Consider the following 15,076-nt stretch of genomic DNA (forward strand, 5'->3'; position numbering starts at 1 on the left):
GGCCGCCCGCCCCTCCGTCACCCCTCGTCGTCGAGCACGTGGGCGATGGCCAGCGCGATCCGTTCGATCCAGTCGATGGCATCGTTCACGCTTGCCTCGTCGATGGGGCGTCGCTGCTTCAGATCGCCGTCGATGAGGTCGGCGTCATGTGCGATCTTGTTGCGCCGCTGAGTGATCTCCAGATAGCGGCTGCGAAGCGTCTTCTCGTTCAGCGAGGTGCGCCCCTGGAAGAACGTCTGGTTGATCCATCCCGCGGCCTCGTACCAGACCTTCTTCTCCGCGACGAGCTTGAGCACCTCGGAGATCTTTCCGGGGTGCTGAAGCGACTGAGGTGCGAGTTTCTCGCGCAGGTGCTCGACGACGGCCTCGGGCACCGTGACGTCGCCTCGCTGCACCGCCTCGATCCTGTGCAGCGGCAATTCGTAAACGCGCAACTGGTACGGCATGTCGGGACTGTCCTTGGCGGCCAACTCCGCAACGCGGCGCAGCACTTCCTCGTGCAGCCAGTGGTCGATGGCGGCGACGGCCTGCACCCAGGCCGCGCGGTAGAAGTCGTCGATGTCGATGGTGGGTGAGTTGAACGGGGTGAGCATCCTGCCCGCTTCGACCATGCGCCGCGCGTACGACAGGTTGGTCATGAACGCCTCGAACTGACGCGTCTGCGGTCTGGGAACGGCCATGGGTAACCCCCGGGGTACTCTCCGTCACGATCTCTACGTGCACGATTCCCGAGGTGGACGGGGTTGAGTCAAGCCGGGCGCGACGAGCTCGGAGCAAGGTGGCCGATTCCGGCCCCTGAATTTCCGGATCGCGTCCCTCCGGCCCTTCCGCGCAGTTCAGAAGCCCAGGTACGTGATCTGGACGATGTAGACCCGCTCGCTTCGCACGACCACTTGGTAGCGAATCATGCCTCCTCCGGAGACCGGGATTTGGCGACCTTGAGGGTCGAAGCCCTCATAGGCCCGGCCGTGGACGTGGAGAGCCTCCGCTGCCCTGACCAGTTCGTCGGCCGCACGTTCGATGGCGGCCAGGAAGTCGGGCGGGAGGGAACGGGCCGCCTCTTCGGCTCCGAAGGCGTACTCCCATTTCCAGCTCACTCGCGAACTGCCTTCATCGCCTCGTCGAGAACGGCGCTCAGCTCGCGAAGGGCTTCCCACGCGATGGCCGCATCCTCGTGTTCCAGGTTGCTCTGCGCGTGGGTGTAGCGCGTGGACAGATCCGGGCGACGGGCGATCTCGATCTCTTGAGCCCAGCTAAGGACCCAGCTCTGGACTGGGCTCAGAGACTGCCACTCGACTGCCTTGGCGAAGGCCTCGTCCTTCCTGGCCTGCATCTCGTCCAGGCGGCCTGGCGCGACGACGGCAAGTGCTGCACGCAGGGCATCAGGGGTCAGCTCGGGACGAGGGATCAGTTCGTTTCCGTGGTCGGCCTGAGTGCTCATGGTGTCCTCCGGAGGGTGCCCCGGCCAGAGTATCCGGCCGGAGCGCGGGGAACAGGTCGGAACGGGCTCAGGCGGCAGCGGCAAGGGGGGTGCGGCAGTCACGGCAGTGTCCTGGGGTGGGTGAGCGGAAGCCTCGGTCGCAGCCTTCGCAGTTCTGGATGGGGTGCCGGACCATCGGCGGTGGGGTCGGCGCGCGCAACGGTGGCGGGGCTGGCAGCTGTGCGGTGAGGCGGTGGGCCAGGAGGGCGGCGGGTCGTCGTAGTCCTTCGGGCGGCAGGTCCGCGGTGAGGGCGTGGCGCACGGCGGTGGGGGTGACGTCGCGTTCCAGCCAGGCGGCGACGCCGGGAGCGAGATGGGCGGTGTCGCAGGCGGACAGGAGCAGGCGCGGGTCGTGGCGGCGGAGGTCCGCGAGGAGGTCGGCGGCCTGCTGGAGGAGGGCGGGGGCGGGGTAGGCGGGCTGGGGGACCGCAGGGAGGGGCGGCTTCTTGCGGGGTGCCCGCTTCATCGTCGGTGTCGGGTGCGGGGGCCGGGCGGGCTGGTCGTCGACATCGCCCTGGCTTCCCCGGCTGCCTGGTTGGTTGCAGGAGACGGTGCGGGTGACGATACGGCCGCTGGGGATGCGGGTGCGTTCGCGGCGCAGGTAGCCGTGCGCCTCCAGCTCGCGCAGGGCGGAGGCGATGCGGGTGGCGCCTTCGGGAAAGCGGGCGGTGAGCGTCTTGATGTCGACGCGGGCGCCCTGGGGCAGCGACTGGATGTGGCAGGCCAGACCGATCGCGAGGAGGGACAGCTCCGAGTGCTGGGTGAGGTGATTGCCGATCACCGTGAAGCGGGTGGTGTGGCGGGTGTTGTCGTGAGTGAGGCCGCCGCCGGCTTGGGGCCGCCGGTTCGGGTGTTTGTTGGCGGCAAGACGGGACTCGGCGCACGGGGGCGCGCTAGGGTTCTGCGTATCCATCGGGAAGCTCTCTCTTCCTCGGTGGTCAGGCCCTCGCACTGGGATTGCCGTCCCGGCGGGGGCCGTCGCATGTCTGCGGTTGTGTTGTTGCGCTGAGCGTAGGGCCAGCAAGGGGCCGGGAATCCAGCCGAGTTGGCGATGTTCACCCGGGCGGGTGAGTTTGCGCCGTGGGCGGGAGGGGTGGGGCTTGGTCGGGTTCTTTCACCGCCGTGGTCCTTTGGAAAGACCGCCCCTCACACCGGAGCACGGGTGATTGGGTTCCGGTAGCGGGCCGACTTCGCACTCGGCCCACACGGTCTTCCGCGGGTAGGGTCCGGGGGCGGTGCCCCAGCGATCTGCGAGCACGTCGACGAGGACCAGGCCTCGGCCGGATTCGGAGGTGGGGGCGGGGCGTTGCAGCTGCGGGAGACGGTCGCCCCGAGTGTCGGTGACCTCGATGCGCAGGGTGCCGCCGACGACGTAGAGGGTGAGCCGGAAGTCCCGGTTGTTCTCGTCCGGCGTCCGGTACTTGTCGAACTCGGCGTGGGCCTGCCGGCCGAGGTTGTTGCGGTCGACGAGGAAGAGGACCTTGCGTGCACCCCCGTGGCGGAGCAGGCGGTAGGTCTCCGTGACGGCCGTGAACGTCTTGCCTGCGCCCGTCGCCATCTGGATGAGGGCACGCGGCCGGTCGGCGGCGAGAGAGCCCTCCAGGCCCGTGATGGCGTCGACCTGGGCCATGCGCAGGCCGTGGGTCTCCAGGAGCGGCATGCTGGTGCGGAGGGCGGCGCGGAAGGTCGGCGTGTCCGGTTCCTCGTCCGCCCGCTTCATCCAAGCGGCGATCGTCTCCGGGCGGTGGAAAGCGAAGACCTCGCGGGAGCGGGCCTCGGGGTCGACCCGGTTGAGGAAGTACGTCTCCGCACCGGTGCTGACGTAGCGGAACGCGAACGGTTCCTCCCTGCGCCACACGGCCATCGCGTGCTCCTTGAGCACACCCGCCGCGTACCGTTCGTTCTGGGCGAGGGCCCCGGCGAGCGCGGTTCCCTCCCGCTTGGCCTCGATGACTCCGACAATCTTCCCGTCCACGTAGAGGACGTAGTCGGCGCGTCCGGTGGCCAGCGTGAACTCTTCGATGGCGACACCACGACCCGCCAGCGGGTTGGCCTCCGCCTTGCTCTGGACCAGCCAGCCCGCCTTGGCCAGCATCGCGTCGATCTTCTTCCGCGCCTGCACCTCGTTGAGCGGCGCCGGGCGCTGTGCGCGCTCCACGATGGCGTCCCGGGCCGCGGAGGCGACCTTGCGGGGCTGGAGGCGCTCGCGGTCGTACTGCTGCTGGTGCGTCGCACGCAGTTCGGCGACCTGCGTCCTCAGTTCCTCGATCTCGGCGGCGTACGCCGACTTCGACTGCTGTGCACTGGCGATGAGCGCCTCGGCCTCGGCACGGGCCCGCTGCTCGGCCTCAAGGCGGTTGCTCGTCTCGGACAGCTTGACGCGTGACTCGGCCAGCGCGCGGCGGTGCCCCTCCAGCGCCTCCTGCAGCTCCGCGATCTCCTGGGGGTCGGCGGACGGCACGTCGGCCGGAAGCGTCGGCGGGACGAACGCGGATACGGTCCGCGTCCCGCCCATGGCGCGGTCGAAGAGGTCACCGAGCTGCCAGCACAGCTTCAGCGCCTCCAGCGCCTTGGTCGTGTCGAACAGGTGGTTGTGTGCGGCGTCGTTGCGGCCCCGGCGCAGCTTGTCGAAGGCGTCACGGCTCCAGCCGACGAGCACACCGGCCCGCGTCAGTGCGTTGAGGCGGTCGAACTGGGTCGTGCCCTCGACGCGCGTGCCGGTACGGGTGACGAACTCCTCGGCCAGGACCTCGGCGAACTGCCCGGCACTGACGTAGGCGGCGTTCGGGTTCGTCAGGACGGTGAGTTCGGCCTGCGAGCCATAGATGGCCAGGAGGGGTTGGTACCCGTACAGCCGCCCGAAGTTGGGCGACGCCTTCGCCAGTTTCCGAAGCCGATCGTCAACACTGTCTTTGTCCACGCCCCGCTGCCCAAGCCTTCGCTTGTCCTAGATCCGTCAAGCTTACGGATCCGGGTGCCGCCGAGGACCGGAAGCGGCGAGGTCAGAACTTGATGCTCCCGATCATGCTGGCCACGCTCGTGGTGAGGTCGCTGATCGTGGGGGCCACCGTGGAGGAGGCCAGGTAGAAGCCCAGCAGGATGCAGACGACCGCGTGCCCGCCCTTCAGGCCTGACTTCTTGATCAGAAGGAAGACGACGATCGCCAGCAGCACCACCGCCGAAATCGAGAGTGCCACGGCGGTTCACCTCCAGACAGAGCAGGGCACCTTGTAAATCCATACAGCAGCCAGCAGGTTCATACCCACACTGCGCCAGTGATCATAACTATCCGTACGCGCGCATCGCTCGGCGCACGGCCGCACAAGGGGGCGCATGGCCAATATGGTCGAGGCATGACGACCGAGCCTGACTCCTTCCCCCGACGGCACGCGCGTACCCAGCGGTTCACGCTCGGCGCGCCGCGTTCGTTCACCGTGGCCCCCGACGGTTCCCGTGTCGTGTTCGTGCGCTCGGGTTCCGGTACGGACCGGGCCAACTCGCTGTGGGTTCTCGATGTGACGGACGGCGCGGAGCGCCTGGCGGCAGACCCGCGCGCGCTCCTGGGCGGCGCCTCGGAGGACCTCTCACCCGAGGAGCGGGCGCGCCGCGAACGCAGCCGCGAGGGCGGCGCAGGCATCGTCGGCTACGCCACCGACTCGGCCGTCGAGTTGGCCTCTTTCGGCTTGTCGGGGCGGCTCTTCGCGGCGGAGCTGCGGGCCGGTACCGCGCGTGAACTGCCCGTGCCCGGGCCGGTGATCGACCCCCGCCCCTCCCCCGACGGACGGCACATCGCGTACGTCGCCGGGGGCGCGCTGCGGGTCGTGGGGGCCGAGGGTGAGGGCGACCGGGCGCTCACCCTGCCGGAGTCGGAATCGGTTTCCTATGGAATGGCCGAGTTCATCGCCGCCGAGGAGATGGGCCGGTCGCGCGGTTTCTGGTGGTCGCCGGAGTCCGACCGGCTGCTCGTGGCGCGGGTGGACGACACGCCCGTGCGGCGATGGTGGATCTCCGACCCCGCCCATCCGGAACGTGAGCCACAACACGTCCCCTATCCGGCGGCCGGCACGCCCAACGCGGACGTACGGCTGTTCGTCGTCGACCTCGCCGGGACGCGCACGGAGGTGGCCTGGGACCGGGCCCGTTTCCCGTATCTGGCGCGAGTGCACTGGTCAGCGGCGGGTGCGCCCCTGCTGCTCGTCCAGGCGCGCGACCAGCGCAGCCAGCTGTATCTGGCGGTGGATCCGGAGTCCGGGGCGACCCGTATGGTGCACGCCGACGAAGATCCGATTTGGCTTGATCTTTTCCCTGGAGTGCCGTCCTGGAGTCCCTCGGGACAGCTCGTGCGGATCGCCGACGAGGGCGGTGCGCGGGTGCTCACGGTCGGCGAACGGCCGCTGACCGGACCGCAGTTGCACTTGCGGGCGGTCCTCGACGTCGCGGACCACGACGTCCTGGTCTCCGCCTCGGCCGGGGCGGACGCGACGTCGCCGGAAACGGGCGAGGTGCATGTGTACCGCGTCAACGAGCTCGGCGTCGAGCGCGTCTCCCAGGAGCCGGGCGTGCATTCGGCGGTGCGCGCCGGGGGCGTGACCGTGCTGGTGTCGGCGGTGCCGGACCGGCCGGGGGTCCAGGTGCAGGTGCTGCGGGACGGCAAGCAGGTGGCCACCATCCCGTCGTATGCCGAAGATCCCGGTATGTCCCCCCGGGTGACCCTCACCGAAGGGGGCGCACGCCGCATTCCGTGCGCCGTACTTTTGCCACGTGACTACGCCGGTGACACCCCCCTGCCGGTGCTCCTCGACCCCTATGGCGGTCCGCACGGCCAGCGTGTGGTCGCCGCGCACAACCCGCACCTGACCTCGCAGTGGTTCGCCGACCAGGGGTTCGCCGTGATCGTGGCCGACGGGCGGGGCACCCCGGGCCGCTCCCCCGCCTGGGAGAAGGCGATCAGGGACGACATCGCGGCGGTCGTCGTCGAGGACCAGGTCGACGCGCTCCAGGGCCTCGCCGCCGACTTCCCGCTCGATCTGAGCCGCGTCGCGGTCCGCGGCTGGTCCTTCGGCGGCTATCTGGCGGCGCTCGCGGTGCTGCGCCGCCCGGACGTCTTCCACGCGGCCGTGGTGGGCGCCCCGGTCACCGATCTGCGCCTGTACGACACCCACTACCAGGAGCGCTACATCGGGCACCCGGACGAGCAGCCGGAGGTCTACCGCCGAAACTCGCTGATCGACGACGCGGGCCTGGTCGACGCGGCCGAGCCGCACCGCCCGATGATGATCGTGCACGGCCTGGCGGACGACAACGTGGTGGTCGCCCACTCGCTGCGGCTGTCCTCGGCCCTGCTGGCAGCCGGCCGCCCGCACGAGGTGCTGCCGCTGTCCGGGGTGACCCACATGACCCCGCAGGAGACGGTCGCGGAGAACCTGCTGCGGCTGCAGCTGGACTTCCTGAAGCGTTCGCTGAAGCTGGCGTGAACAGCAACGAGCCGGGGTGACATGGCGCACCCCGGCTCGTTTACGGCACCCGCACGGCCGTACGTTGTTCAGAGTGACGCGTCCGTATATCGGGCTCGGGTCGGCCAAGTTGCCTGCGTGTTAACGCGATTGGTGCACGTTTGTGCGGTTATGCTGCCCCGTTCACAAGATCGTCCTGCCCTTCCTCGGGCGGCACCATCTGCTTCTCTTCCGCAAAGTGGCATGCCGAGTCGTGGGCCGCGGGACCGGGGGTGAGCCGGAACCCTTCGGGCACCGCGAGCAGCGGCACCTCCAGCGCGCACCGCTCCCGCGCCTTCCAGCAGCGGGTGCGGAAGCGGCACCCCGAGGGGATGTTCGTCGGTGACGGCACATCACCGTGCAGGATGATCCGCTCCCGGTGCTCCCGCGCCTCCGGGTCGGGCAGGGGCACCGCGGACAGCAGCGCCTGGGTGTAGGGGTGCGTGGGATGGTCGTAGATCTCGGTGTCCCTGCCGGTCTCCACGATGCGGCCGAGGTACATCACCCCGACCCGGTCGGAGATGTGCCGCACGATCGAGAGGTCGTGTGCGATGAAGACGTAGGACAGCTCGAACTCGCTCTGCAGCCGGTCCATCAGGTTGACGACCTGCGCCTGCACGGACACGTCCAGGGCGGAGACCGGCTCGTCGGCGACGATCACCTCGGGGCGCAGCGCCAGTCCCCGGGCGATGCCGATGCGTTGGCGCTGGCCACCGGAGAACTGGTGCGGGTAGCGGTTGACGTGTTCGGGGTTCAGGCCGACGACGTCGAGGAGTTCCTGGACCTTCCTGCGCCGGTCGCCCTTCGGGGCCGCGTCGGGGTGGATCTCGTACGGCTCCCCGACGATGTCCCCCACGGTCATACGGGGGTTGAGGGAGGTGTACGGGTCCTGGAAAACCATCTGGATGTTGCGGCGTACGGCCTTCAGCGCCTTCCCGGAGAGCTTGGTGATGTCCTCGCCCCGGTAGCGGATCTCCCCCGCCGTCGGCCTCTCCAGGTTGACCAGCATCTTGGCGACCGTGGACTTGCCGCAGCCGGACTCGCCCACGATGCCGAGGGTCTCGCCGCGGCCCAGCGTGAGGTCCACCCCGTCGACGGCCTTCACCGACCCGACCTGCTTCTTGAAGACGATCCCCTGTGTGAGCGGGTAGTGCTTGTACAGGCCGCTGACCTCCAGAACCGGCTCAGCCATGCAGGCACTCCCTCCAGAAGTGGCAGGCGCTGCCCCTGTCCTCGTCCACCTCGTGCAGGGGCGGCTCGTCGGTCCGGCACACGTCCTGGGCCATCGGGCAACGGGGGTGGAAGGCGCAGCCCGGCGGGATGTGCATGAGGCCGGGCGGCAGGCCCTTGATGGCGCAGAGCTGCTGGCCCTTCTGGTCCAGGCGCGGGACGGAGTCCAGCAGGCCGCGGGTGTACGGGTGCGCCGGTGCCTTGTAGATGTCGTGCACCGGGGCCGACTCGACGATCCGGCCCGCGTACATGACGGCGATCCGGTCCGCCACGTCCGCGACCACCCCCAGGTCGTGGGTGATGAGGATCAGCCCCATGTGGTACTCGCGCTGCAGATCTGCGAGCAGGTCCATGACCTGGGCCTGGACGGTGACGTCGAGGGCGGTGGTCGGCTCGTCGGCGATGATCAGGGCCGGTTCGAGGGCGAGCGCCATCGCGATCATGATGCGCTGGCGCATGCCGCCGGAGAACTGGTGCGGGTAGTCCCTGACGCGCTCCCTGGCCGCCGGGATGCGCACCCGGTCCATCAGGTCGACGGCCCTGGCCCGCGCGTCCTTGCGGGACATCCCCCGGTGCACGACGAACATCTCGCCGAGCTGGTCGCCCACGGAGAGCACGGGGTTCAGGGACGACAGCGCGTCCTGGAAGATCATGGCCATCTCGGCGCCGCGGACCCTGCGCCGTTCCTCCTCCTTGAGCTTGAGCAGGTCCCTGCCCTGGAAGAGGACTTCGCCGCCCGTGATCCTCCCGGGAGGCATGTCGAGGATCCCCATGACCGCCTGCGCGGTGACGGACTTGCCCGACCCGGACTCACCGAGCACGGCGAGCGTCTCCCCCGCGTCCACGCCGTAACTGACACCGTTGACGGCCTTGGCGACCCCGTCCCGCGTACGGAACTCCACGCGCAGATCACGCACTTCGAGCAGCATGACACCGTCACCTCAACTCCGGATCGAGGACGTCGCGCACCCAGCCGTTCGACAACACCGCCTCACCTCAACTTCGGATCGAGGGCGTCGCGCACCGCGTCGCCCAGCATGATGAAGGCCAGGACGGTGATGGCGAGGGCGCCGGAGGGCCACAGGAGGGCGTGAGGGGCGTTGCGGATGTAGGGGGAGGCCGCGGAGATGTCGATGCCCCAGGACACGCTCGGCGGCTTCAGGCCCACGCCCAGGTACGACAGGTTCGCCTCCAGGGCGATGTACGTGCCGAGCGCGATGGTCGCCACGACGATCACAGGGGCCACGGCGTTGGGCGCGATGTGGCGCAGCAGGAGACGGGAGTTGGAGGCGCCCAGGGCTCGCGCGGCCTGTACGTAGTCGTTCTGCTTGGCCGTGATGACGGAGCCGCGGGCGATGCGGGAGATCTGCGGCCAGCCGAGCAGCACCATGAACCCGATGACCGGCCAGACGGTGTTGCTGGTGACCACCGACAGCAGGACGAGGCCGCCGAGCACGACCGGGATCGCGAAGAAGACGTCGGTGATCCGGGACAGGAGCGAGTCCCAGGCCCCGCCGAAGAAGCCGGCGAGCCCGCCCAGGACCGAGCCGAGGAGCGCGACGCCCAGCGTGGCGCAGACGCCGACCGTGACGGACGAACGCGCGCCGTAGACCGTGCGCGTGTACACGTCGCAGCCCTGCCCGTCGTAGCCGAACGGGTGCCCCGGCTGGGACCCCTGCTGGGCCTTGGCCAGGTCGCACTTGAGGGGGCTGCCGGAGGCGATCGCCGAGGGCCACAGGGAGATGAAGACCAGGAACAGGATGATCAGCCCCGAGACGATGAAGACGGGGTTGCGGCACAGGTCGCGCCGGGCGTCGGACCAGAGGCTGCGGGGTTTCCCTGCGGGGCCCGTGTCCTGCGGACCCGCGGGCGCCCGTCCGCCGGGGGCGGCTGATGGAGGCCGCTCGAGCGTCTCCGCCTCTGTCGTGGCCAGGTCCATGCTCCCGCCCATGCTCGTCCCCGCGACGGCGCCCTCGGACTCGAACGGCTGCTCAGGCATAGCGGATCCTCGGGTCGAGTACGGCGTACAACAGGTCGACGACCAGGTTGCAGACGAGGAAGACGAGCACGAGGACGGTCACGAAGCCCACGACGGTCTGCGTGTTCTGCCGGAGGATCCCCTGGTAGAGCTGGTAGCCGACGCCGTGGATGTTGAAGATCCGCTCGGTGACGATCGCGCCGCCCATGAGGAAGCCCACGTCGGCACCGATGAACGTGACGACGGGGATGAGGGAGTTGCGCAGCAGGTGCTTCGTGATGACGCGCCGTCTCGGCAGGCCCTTGGCGACGGCCGTACGGACGTAGTCGGAGCGTCTGTTCTCCGCGATGGACGTGCGGGTCAGGCGGGTCACATAGGCGAGGGAGACGGAGGCGAGGACGAGCCCGGGGAGGATCAGCTCGTCGAAGGGCGCCTCCGGGGAGACGGACGGTGCGATCCAGCCCCATTCGACGCCGAGCAGCAGTTGCAGCAGCAGGCCGGTGACGAAGGTGGGGATCGAGATGACGACGAGGGTGAGCACGAGGACCGACGTGTCGACGGGGCGGCCGCGGCGCAGCCCTGTGACGACCCCGAGCGTGATGCCGATGACGATCTCGAAGAGGATCGCCACGATCGTCAGCCGGATGGTGACCGGGAAGGCCGTCGACATCAGCTCGGTGACCTTCTGGCCGTTGAACGCCGTCCCGAAGTCGCCGGTGAAGACGTTCCCCATGTAGGTCAGGTACTGCTGCCAGACCGGCTTGTCGAGGCCGAACTCCTTCCTGAGCTGGGCGGCCGTCGCCGGGTCGCACTGCCGGTCCCCGCACAGCCCCGCGACGGGGTCGCCCATCACGTTCACCATCAGGAAGATCAGCAGTGTGGCGCCGATGAAGACAGGGATCATCTGCAGCAGGCGCCGGACGACGTAGCGTCCCACGGTGGCTCAGCCGACCTTGATCTCGTTGTAGACGGGGACGCTGAACGGGTTGAGGGCCACGTTGGACAGCCGCTGCGACCAGCCGGCGCTGCCGTTCTGGTACCAGAGCGGGATGGCGGCCATGTTGTCGCGGACGACTTCCTCGGCCTTCTGGAAGAGGCTGATCGCCTTGGCGGTGTTCGCCTCGGCGTTCGCCTCGTCGACGAGCTTGTCGAAGTCCTTGTTGGACCACTTGCCGTCGTTGGAGGAGGCGTTGGTGTAGTACAGCGGCTGCAGGAAGTTCTGGAGCAGCGGGTAGTCCATCTGCCAGCCCGCCCGGAAGGGGCCCGACAGCTTCTGCTGCGAGGCCTGGTTGCGGAAGTCCGCGAAGGTGCCGACCGGGTTGCCGACACAGGCGTTGTCTTTGCCCAGGGCGTTGTTGATGGAGTTGCAGACGGCGTCGACCCACAGCTTGTGGGATCCGGCGTCCGCGTTGTAAGTGATCTTGATGCTCCCGCCGGGCAGCCCGCCGCCCTCCGCGATCAGCTTCTTGGCCGCGTCCGGGTCGTACACGCACCACTCACCGCACAGCTTGTTGTCGTAGCCGCCGTCCCTCCCGAGGACCGGCGAGCTCCAGTCGGTGACGGGGGTGCGGGTTCTGTTGAAGATCGTCTCGGTGATCTGCTCGCGGTCGATCGCCCGGGACAGGCCCTTGCGGACCTTGTCCATGCCGGGCTTGGCCCAGTTCTCGTCGTAGTACGGGAAGGCGAGGGTCTGGATGATGCCGGCAGGGGTGTTGAGGTACCGCTCACCGAGGTCGTTGCCGACGTTCTTGAGCTGCTGGGCCGGTACGTCGTCGACGAGGTCGAGGTTGCCGGCCATGAGGTCGGTGTAGGCGGTGTTGTTGTCCGTGTAGACCTTGAGGGTGACGCCGTCGTTCCGGGCCTTGTCCGTGCCCGCGTAGCCGTCCCACTTCCTGAGGTTCATCTCGGAGCCCTTGGTGTAGGACTCGACGGTGTACGGGCCGTTGCCCACGGGCTTGCTCAGCCAGGCGGCGTGGTCGTCGTAGAACGCCTTGGGGAGCGGGACGAAGGCGTTGTAGCCGAGGGTGTCCGGGAACGTCGAGAACTTCTGGATGAGCTTGACGGTGAACGTCCGGTCGTCGACGACCTTCAGGCCGGACATGGTGTCGGCGGTCTGCGTGCCCGTCTCCGGGTGGACCTTGTCGTAGCCCTCGATGTACCCGAAGAAGTACGCGTTCTTCTGGTTGTTCTTCAGACTTGCGCCGTAGTTCCAGGCGTCCACGAAGGACTGCGCGGTGACCTTCTCGCCGTTGCTGAAGGTCCAGCCGTCCTTGATGGTGATGGTGAAGTTCTGCGAGTCGGAGGTGTCGATCTTCTCGGCGAGCATGTCGCCGGCGGCGCCGGTCTTCGGGTCGTACCGCTTCAGACCGCGGAAGATCATGTCCATCACCTTGCCGCCCTGCACCTCGTTGGTGTTGGCCGGCTCCAACGGGTTCTGCGGATCGGTCCAGGAGGCGCTGAGCACCGCACTGCCACCACTGCTGCCGCCGCCGTCGCCCCCGCCCCCACATGCCGTCGCCGCGAGCGCTGCCGCCGCCGCGCAGGCGACCCATCGGGCGTGCGTGGCTCCGCGCATGGATGCCTCCTCGTGAATGAACCGTTACCGGCCAATATCGGCACGAAGAGCGCGTTACGCATGCGCAGCCACCCGTACGGGTCTATGGGGGCGGGGTGATGGGGGCGGGGCGGTTCCCGACCTGGGCCTCTGCCGTCCGCGGCGATGCTCGTGGGTACTTCGGCGGCGAGTCGCGGGCGGCTCACCGCGGTGCGCGCGACGCCGCCCCTACGGGCGGATCGTCCGAGACCCGCAATCCCGGCGCGGGCACGCGTGAGGCGGGGCTGCGCGAGGCGGGCGCGGGACGGTTCCCGACATGGGGACGGGACTGGGCTTCTGCCGCCGCGGCGATCCTCGTAGGTACTTCGGCGGCGAGTCGCGGGCGGCTCACCGCGGTGCGCGCGACGCCGCCCCTACGGGCGGATCGTCCGAGACCCGCAATCCCGGCGCGGGCACGCGTGAGGAGGGGCTGCGCGAGGCGGGCGCGAGGCGGTTCCCGACATGGGGACGGGACTGGGCTTCTGCCGCCGCGGCGATCCTCGTAGGTACTTCGGCGGCGAGTCGCGGGCGGCTCACCGCGGTGCGCGCGACGCCGCCCCTACGGGCGGATCGTCCGAGACCCGCAATCCCGGCGCGGGCACGCGTGAGGCGGGGCTGCGCGAGGCGGGCGCGGGACGGTTCCCGACATGGGGACGGGACTGGGCTTCTGCCGCCGCGGCGATCCTCGTAGGTACTTCGGCGGCGAGTCGCGGGCGGCTCACCGCGGTGCGCGCGACGCCGCCCCTACGGGCGGATCGTCCGAGACCCGCAATCCCGGCGCGGGCACGCGTGAGGAGGGGCTGCGCGAGGCGGGCGCCCCGTCGTCGGGGACCGCGTCACGTTCACGTCGACGTTCGCGGTGCCCGCGTGGCCACGCCCCAGGGAAAGCCGCGGGGGCACGCTGCGTTCCTCATCCTTGGCCGCGTCGACCGTCTCCCGACGGAGGACGAGCTCGCCGTACGACAGCGCCACGCGGACGGCATCGGGCTCGTCGCCCCGCCCGCTCCTGCCGCACGGCACGGGGAGCAGTGGACTCACGAATCCGTGCATGAGGCAGCCGCTCCGAGCGGGCCCCGTACGACAACGCAACGGGGCCGGCAGCGGGCGTTGCGCCCCGCCGGCCCCGGCGTCGTCACCCCCGTACGACAAGCCCGGGAAGGGTCACTCCTTGGCGGCTGAGTCGCCCTCGGCGTCGCTCTCCAGGGCCTGCAGGGCCGGGTCGAGGATGACGTCCTCGTCGCGGGCCTCCGTGGTGGGGTCCTCCGGGAAGTGGCAGGCCGTCAGGTGGCCCTCACGGTTGCCGGAGATCTGGATCAGCGGGGGCTCCTCGCTCGCACACTTGTCCTGCGCCTTCCAGCAGCGGGTGCGGAAGCGGCAGCCGGACGGCGGGTGGATCGGCGAGGGGACGTCACCGGAGAGGCGGATCCGCTCGCGGGCCGTGCCCTCGTCGTCGATCTCGACCTCCGGCACCGCGGAGAGCAGGGCGTGCGTGTACGGGTGGCGGGGCCGGTTGTAGATCGAGTCCCGGTCGCCGACCTCGACCACCTTGCCGAGGTACATGACGGCCACGCGCTGCGAGAAGTGCCGTACGACGGCCAGGTCGTGGGCGATGAACAGGAACGCGATGCCCAGTTCCTTCTGGACCTTCTGCAGCAGGTTCACGACCTGCGCCTGGATCGACACGTCCAGCGCGGACACGGGCTCGTCCGCCACGATCAGCTTCGGCTCCAGCGCGAGCGCCCGGGCCACGCCGATGCGCTGACGCTGACCGCCGGAGAACTCGTGCGGGAAGCGGTTGTAGTGCTCGGGGTTGAGGCCGACGAGCTCGAGCAGCTCCCGTACCTTCTTCTCCCGGCCGCCCTCGGGCTCGATCCCGTTGACCTCCATCGGCGACTTGATGATCGTGCCGACGGTCTGCCGCGGGTTCAGCGAGGAGTAAGGGTCCTGGAAGATCATCTGGATCTGGGACCGCACCGGCGCCAGCTGACGGCGCGTGGCGTGCGTGATGTCCTGACCGGCGTACGTGATCTTGCCGGCCGTGGGCTCGAGGAGCCGGGTGATCAGCCGGCCCGTGGTCGACTTGCCGCAGCCGGACTCGCCCACGAGGCCGACGCTCTCGCCGACACCGACCGTGAGGTCGACCCCGTCGACGGCCTGCACCGCGCCGACCTTGCGTTTGATCGGGAAGCCGCCGTAGATCGGGAAGTGCTTCGTCAGGCCCTGGACCTCGAGGAGCGTCTCCGTCGAGGAGGTCTCGGCGGAGCCCTGCTGTGCGGGGAGGGTGAGGTTGTCGCTCATGTCTC

The 15,076-nt window shown here is 69.4% G+C and carries 12 protein-coding genes and 2 pseudogenes; 1 reads left to right on the forward strand and 13 read right to left on the reverse strand.

Annotated features, from left to right (window positions below; all coding sequences use genetic code 11):
• Positions 1–17: 17 nt before the first annotated feature.
• The 7 genes and pseudogenes from ABZO29_RS16770 to ABZO29_RS16800 form a co-directional block, all read right to left on the reverse strand.
• Positions 18–680, reverse strand: coding sequence for a hypothetical protein (locus tag ABZO29_RS16770; RefSeq protein ID WP_367320997.1), 663 nt, complete (start codon positions 678–680; stop codon positions 18–20).
• 156 nt (positions 681–836) lie between these two features.
• Positions 837–1,097, reverse strand: a complete 261-nt coding sequence (locus ABZO29_RS16775; protein WP_367320998.1) for a hypothetical protein — start codon at positions 1,095–1,097, stop codon at positions 837–839.
• Positions 1,094–1,441 carry a hypothetical protein gene (locus tag ABZO29_RS16780; protein ID WP_367320999.1) on the reverse strand — a complete coding sequence of 116 codons (348 nt, stop codon included), beginning with the start codon at positions 1,439–1,441 and terminating at the stop codon, positions 1,094–1,096. The genes ABZO29_RS16775 and ABZO29_RS16780 overlap by 4 nt, the downstream gene beginning before the upstream one ends.
• A 67-nt stretch (positions 1,442–1,508) precedes the next feature.
• Entirely contained in the window at positions 1,509–2,393 is an 885-nt protein-coding gene (locus ABZO29_RS16785; RefSeq protein WP_367321000.1) for a helix-turn-helix domain-containing protein, read from the reverse strand.
• A gap of 142 nt (positions 2,394–2,535) precedes the next feature.
• Positions 2,536–2,876 (reverse strand): annotated as a pseudogene (locus tag ABZO29_RS16790) (ATP-binding protein); the annotation flags it as partial.
• An 18-nt stretch (positions 2,877–2,894) separates the two neighbouring features.
• A pseudogene (locus ABZO29_RS16795) lies at positions 2,895–3,995 on the reverse strand (DEAD/DEAH box helicase family protein); the annotation flags it as partial.
• A 487-nt stretch (positions 3,996–4,482) separates the two neighbouring features.
• Positions 4,483–4,677 carry a hypothetical protein gene (locus ABZO29_RS16800; RefSeq protein WP_367321001.1) on the reverse strand — a complete coding sequence of 65 codons (195 nt, stop codon included), beginning with the start codon at positions 4,675–4,677 and terminating at the stop codon, positions 4,483–4,485.
• Positions 4,678–4,833: 156 nt separating this feature from the next.
• Between ABZO29_RS16800 and ABZO29_RS16805 the strand changes: the two genes are divergently transcribed.
• Entirely contained in the window at positions 4,834–6,954 is a 2,121-nt protein-coding gene (locus ABZO29_RS16805) for a prolyl oligopeptidase family serine peptidase (RefSeq protein ID WP_367321002.1), read from the forward strand.
• Between the two features lie 148 nt (positions 6,955–7,102).
• Here the strand turns inward: ABZO29_RS16805 and ABZO29_RS16810 are convergent, their stop codons facing one another.
• From ABZO29_RS16810 to ABZO29_RS16835, 6 genes are all read right to left on the reverse strand, one after another.
• Complete coding sequence (locus ABZO29_RS16810; RefSeq protein WP_367321003.1) at positions 7,103–8,164, reverse strand: ABC transporter ATP-binding protein; 1,062 nt, start codon at positions 8,162–8,164, stop codon at positions 7,103–7,105.
• Positions 8,157–9,131 (reverse strand): ABC transporter ATP-binding protein, encoded by a 975-nt coding sequence (locus ABZO29_RS16815; RefSeq protein ID WP_367321004.1) that lies wholly within the window; start codon positions 9,129–9,131, stop codon positions 8,157–8,159. Before ABZO29_RS16815 ends, ABZO29_RS16810 begins: the two co-directional genes overlap by 8 nt.
• A 62-nt stretch (positions 9,132–9,193) precedes the next feature.
• Positions 9,194–10,201: an ABC transporter permease gene (locus ABZO29_RS16820; protein ID WP_367321005.1), complete on the reverse strand. Its 1,008-nt coding sequence runs from the start codon at positions 10,199–10,201 to the stop codon at positions 9,194–9,196.
• Positions 10,194–11,117, reverse strand: coding sequence for an ABC transporter permease (locus ABZO29_RS16825; protein WP_367321006.1), 924 nt, complete (start codon positions 11,115–11,117; stop codon positions 10,194–10,196). Before ABZO29_RS16825 ends, ABZO29_RS16820 begins: the two co-directional genes overlap by 8 nt.
• A 6-nt stretch (positions 11,118–11,123) precedes the next feature.
• Positions 11,124–12,755 (reverse strand): ABC transporter substrate-binding protein, encoded by a 1,632-nt coding sequence (locus tag ABZO29_RS16830; RefSeq protein ID WP_367321007.1) that lies wholly within the window; start codon positions 12,753–12,755, stop codon positions 11,124–11,126.
• A gap of 1,179 nt (positions 12,756–13,934) precedes the next feature.
• The gene (locus ABZO29_RS16835) at positions 13,935–15,071 is read right to left on the reverse strand and encodes an ABC transporter ATP-binding protein (protein WP_367321008.1); all 1,137 of its coding nucleotides are present in this window, start codon (positions 15,069–15,071) and stop codon (positions 13,935–13,937) included.
• Positions 15,072–15,076 lie beyond the last annotated feature (5 nt).

This window comes from Streptomyces sp. HUAS ZL42 (genome assembly GCF_040782645.1).
In the GTDB taxonomy this organism is placed as follows: Bacteria; Actinomycetota; Actinomycetes; order Streptomycetales; family Streptomycetaceae; genus Streptomyces.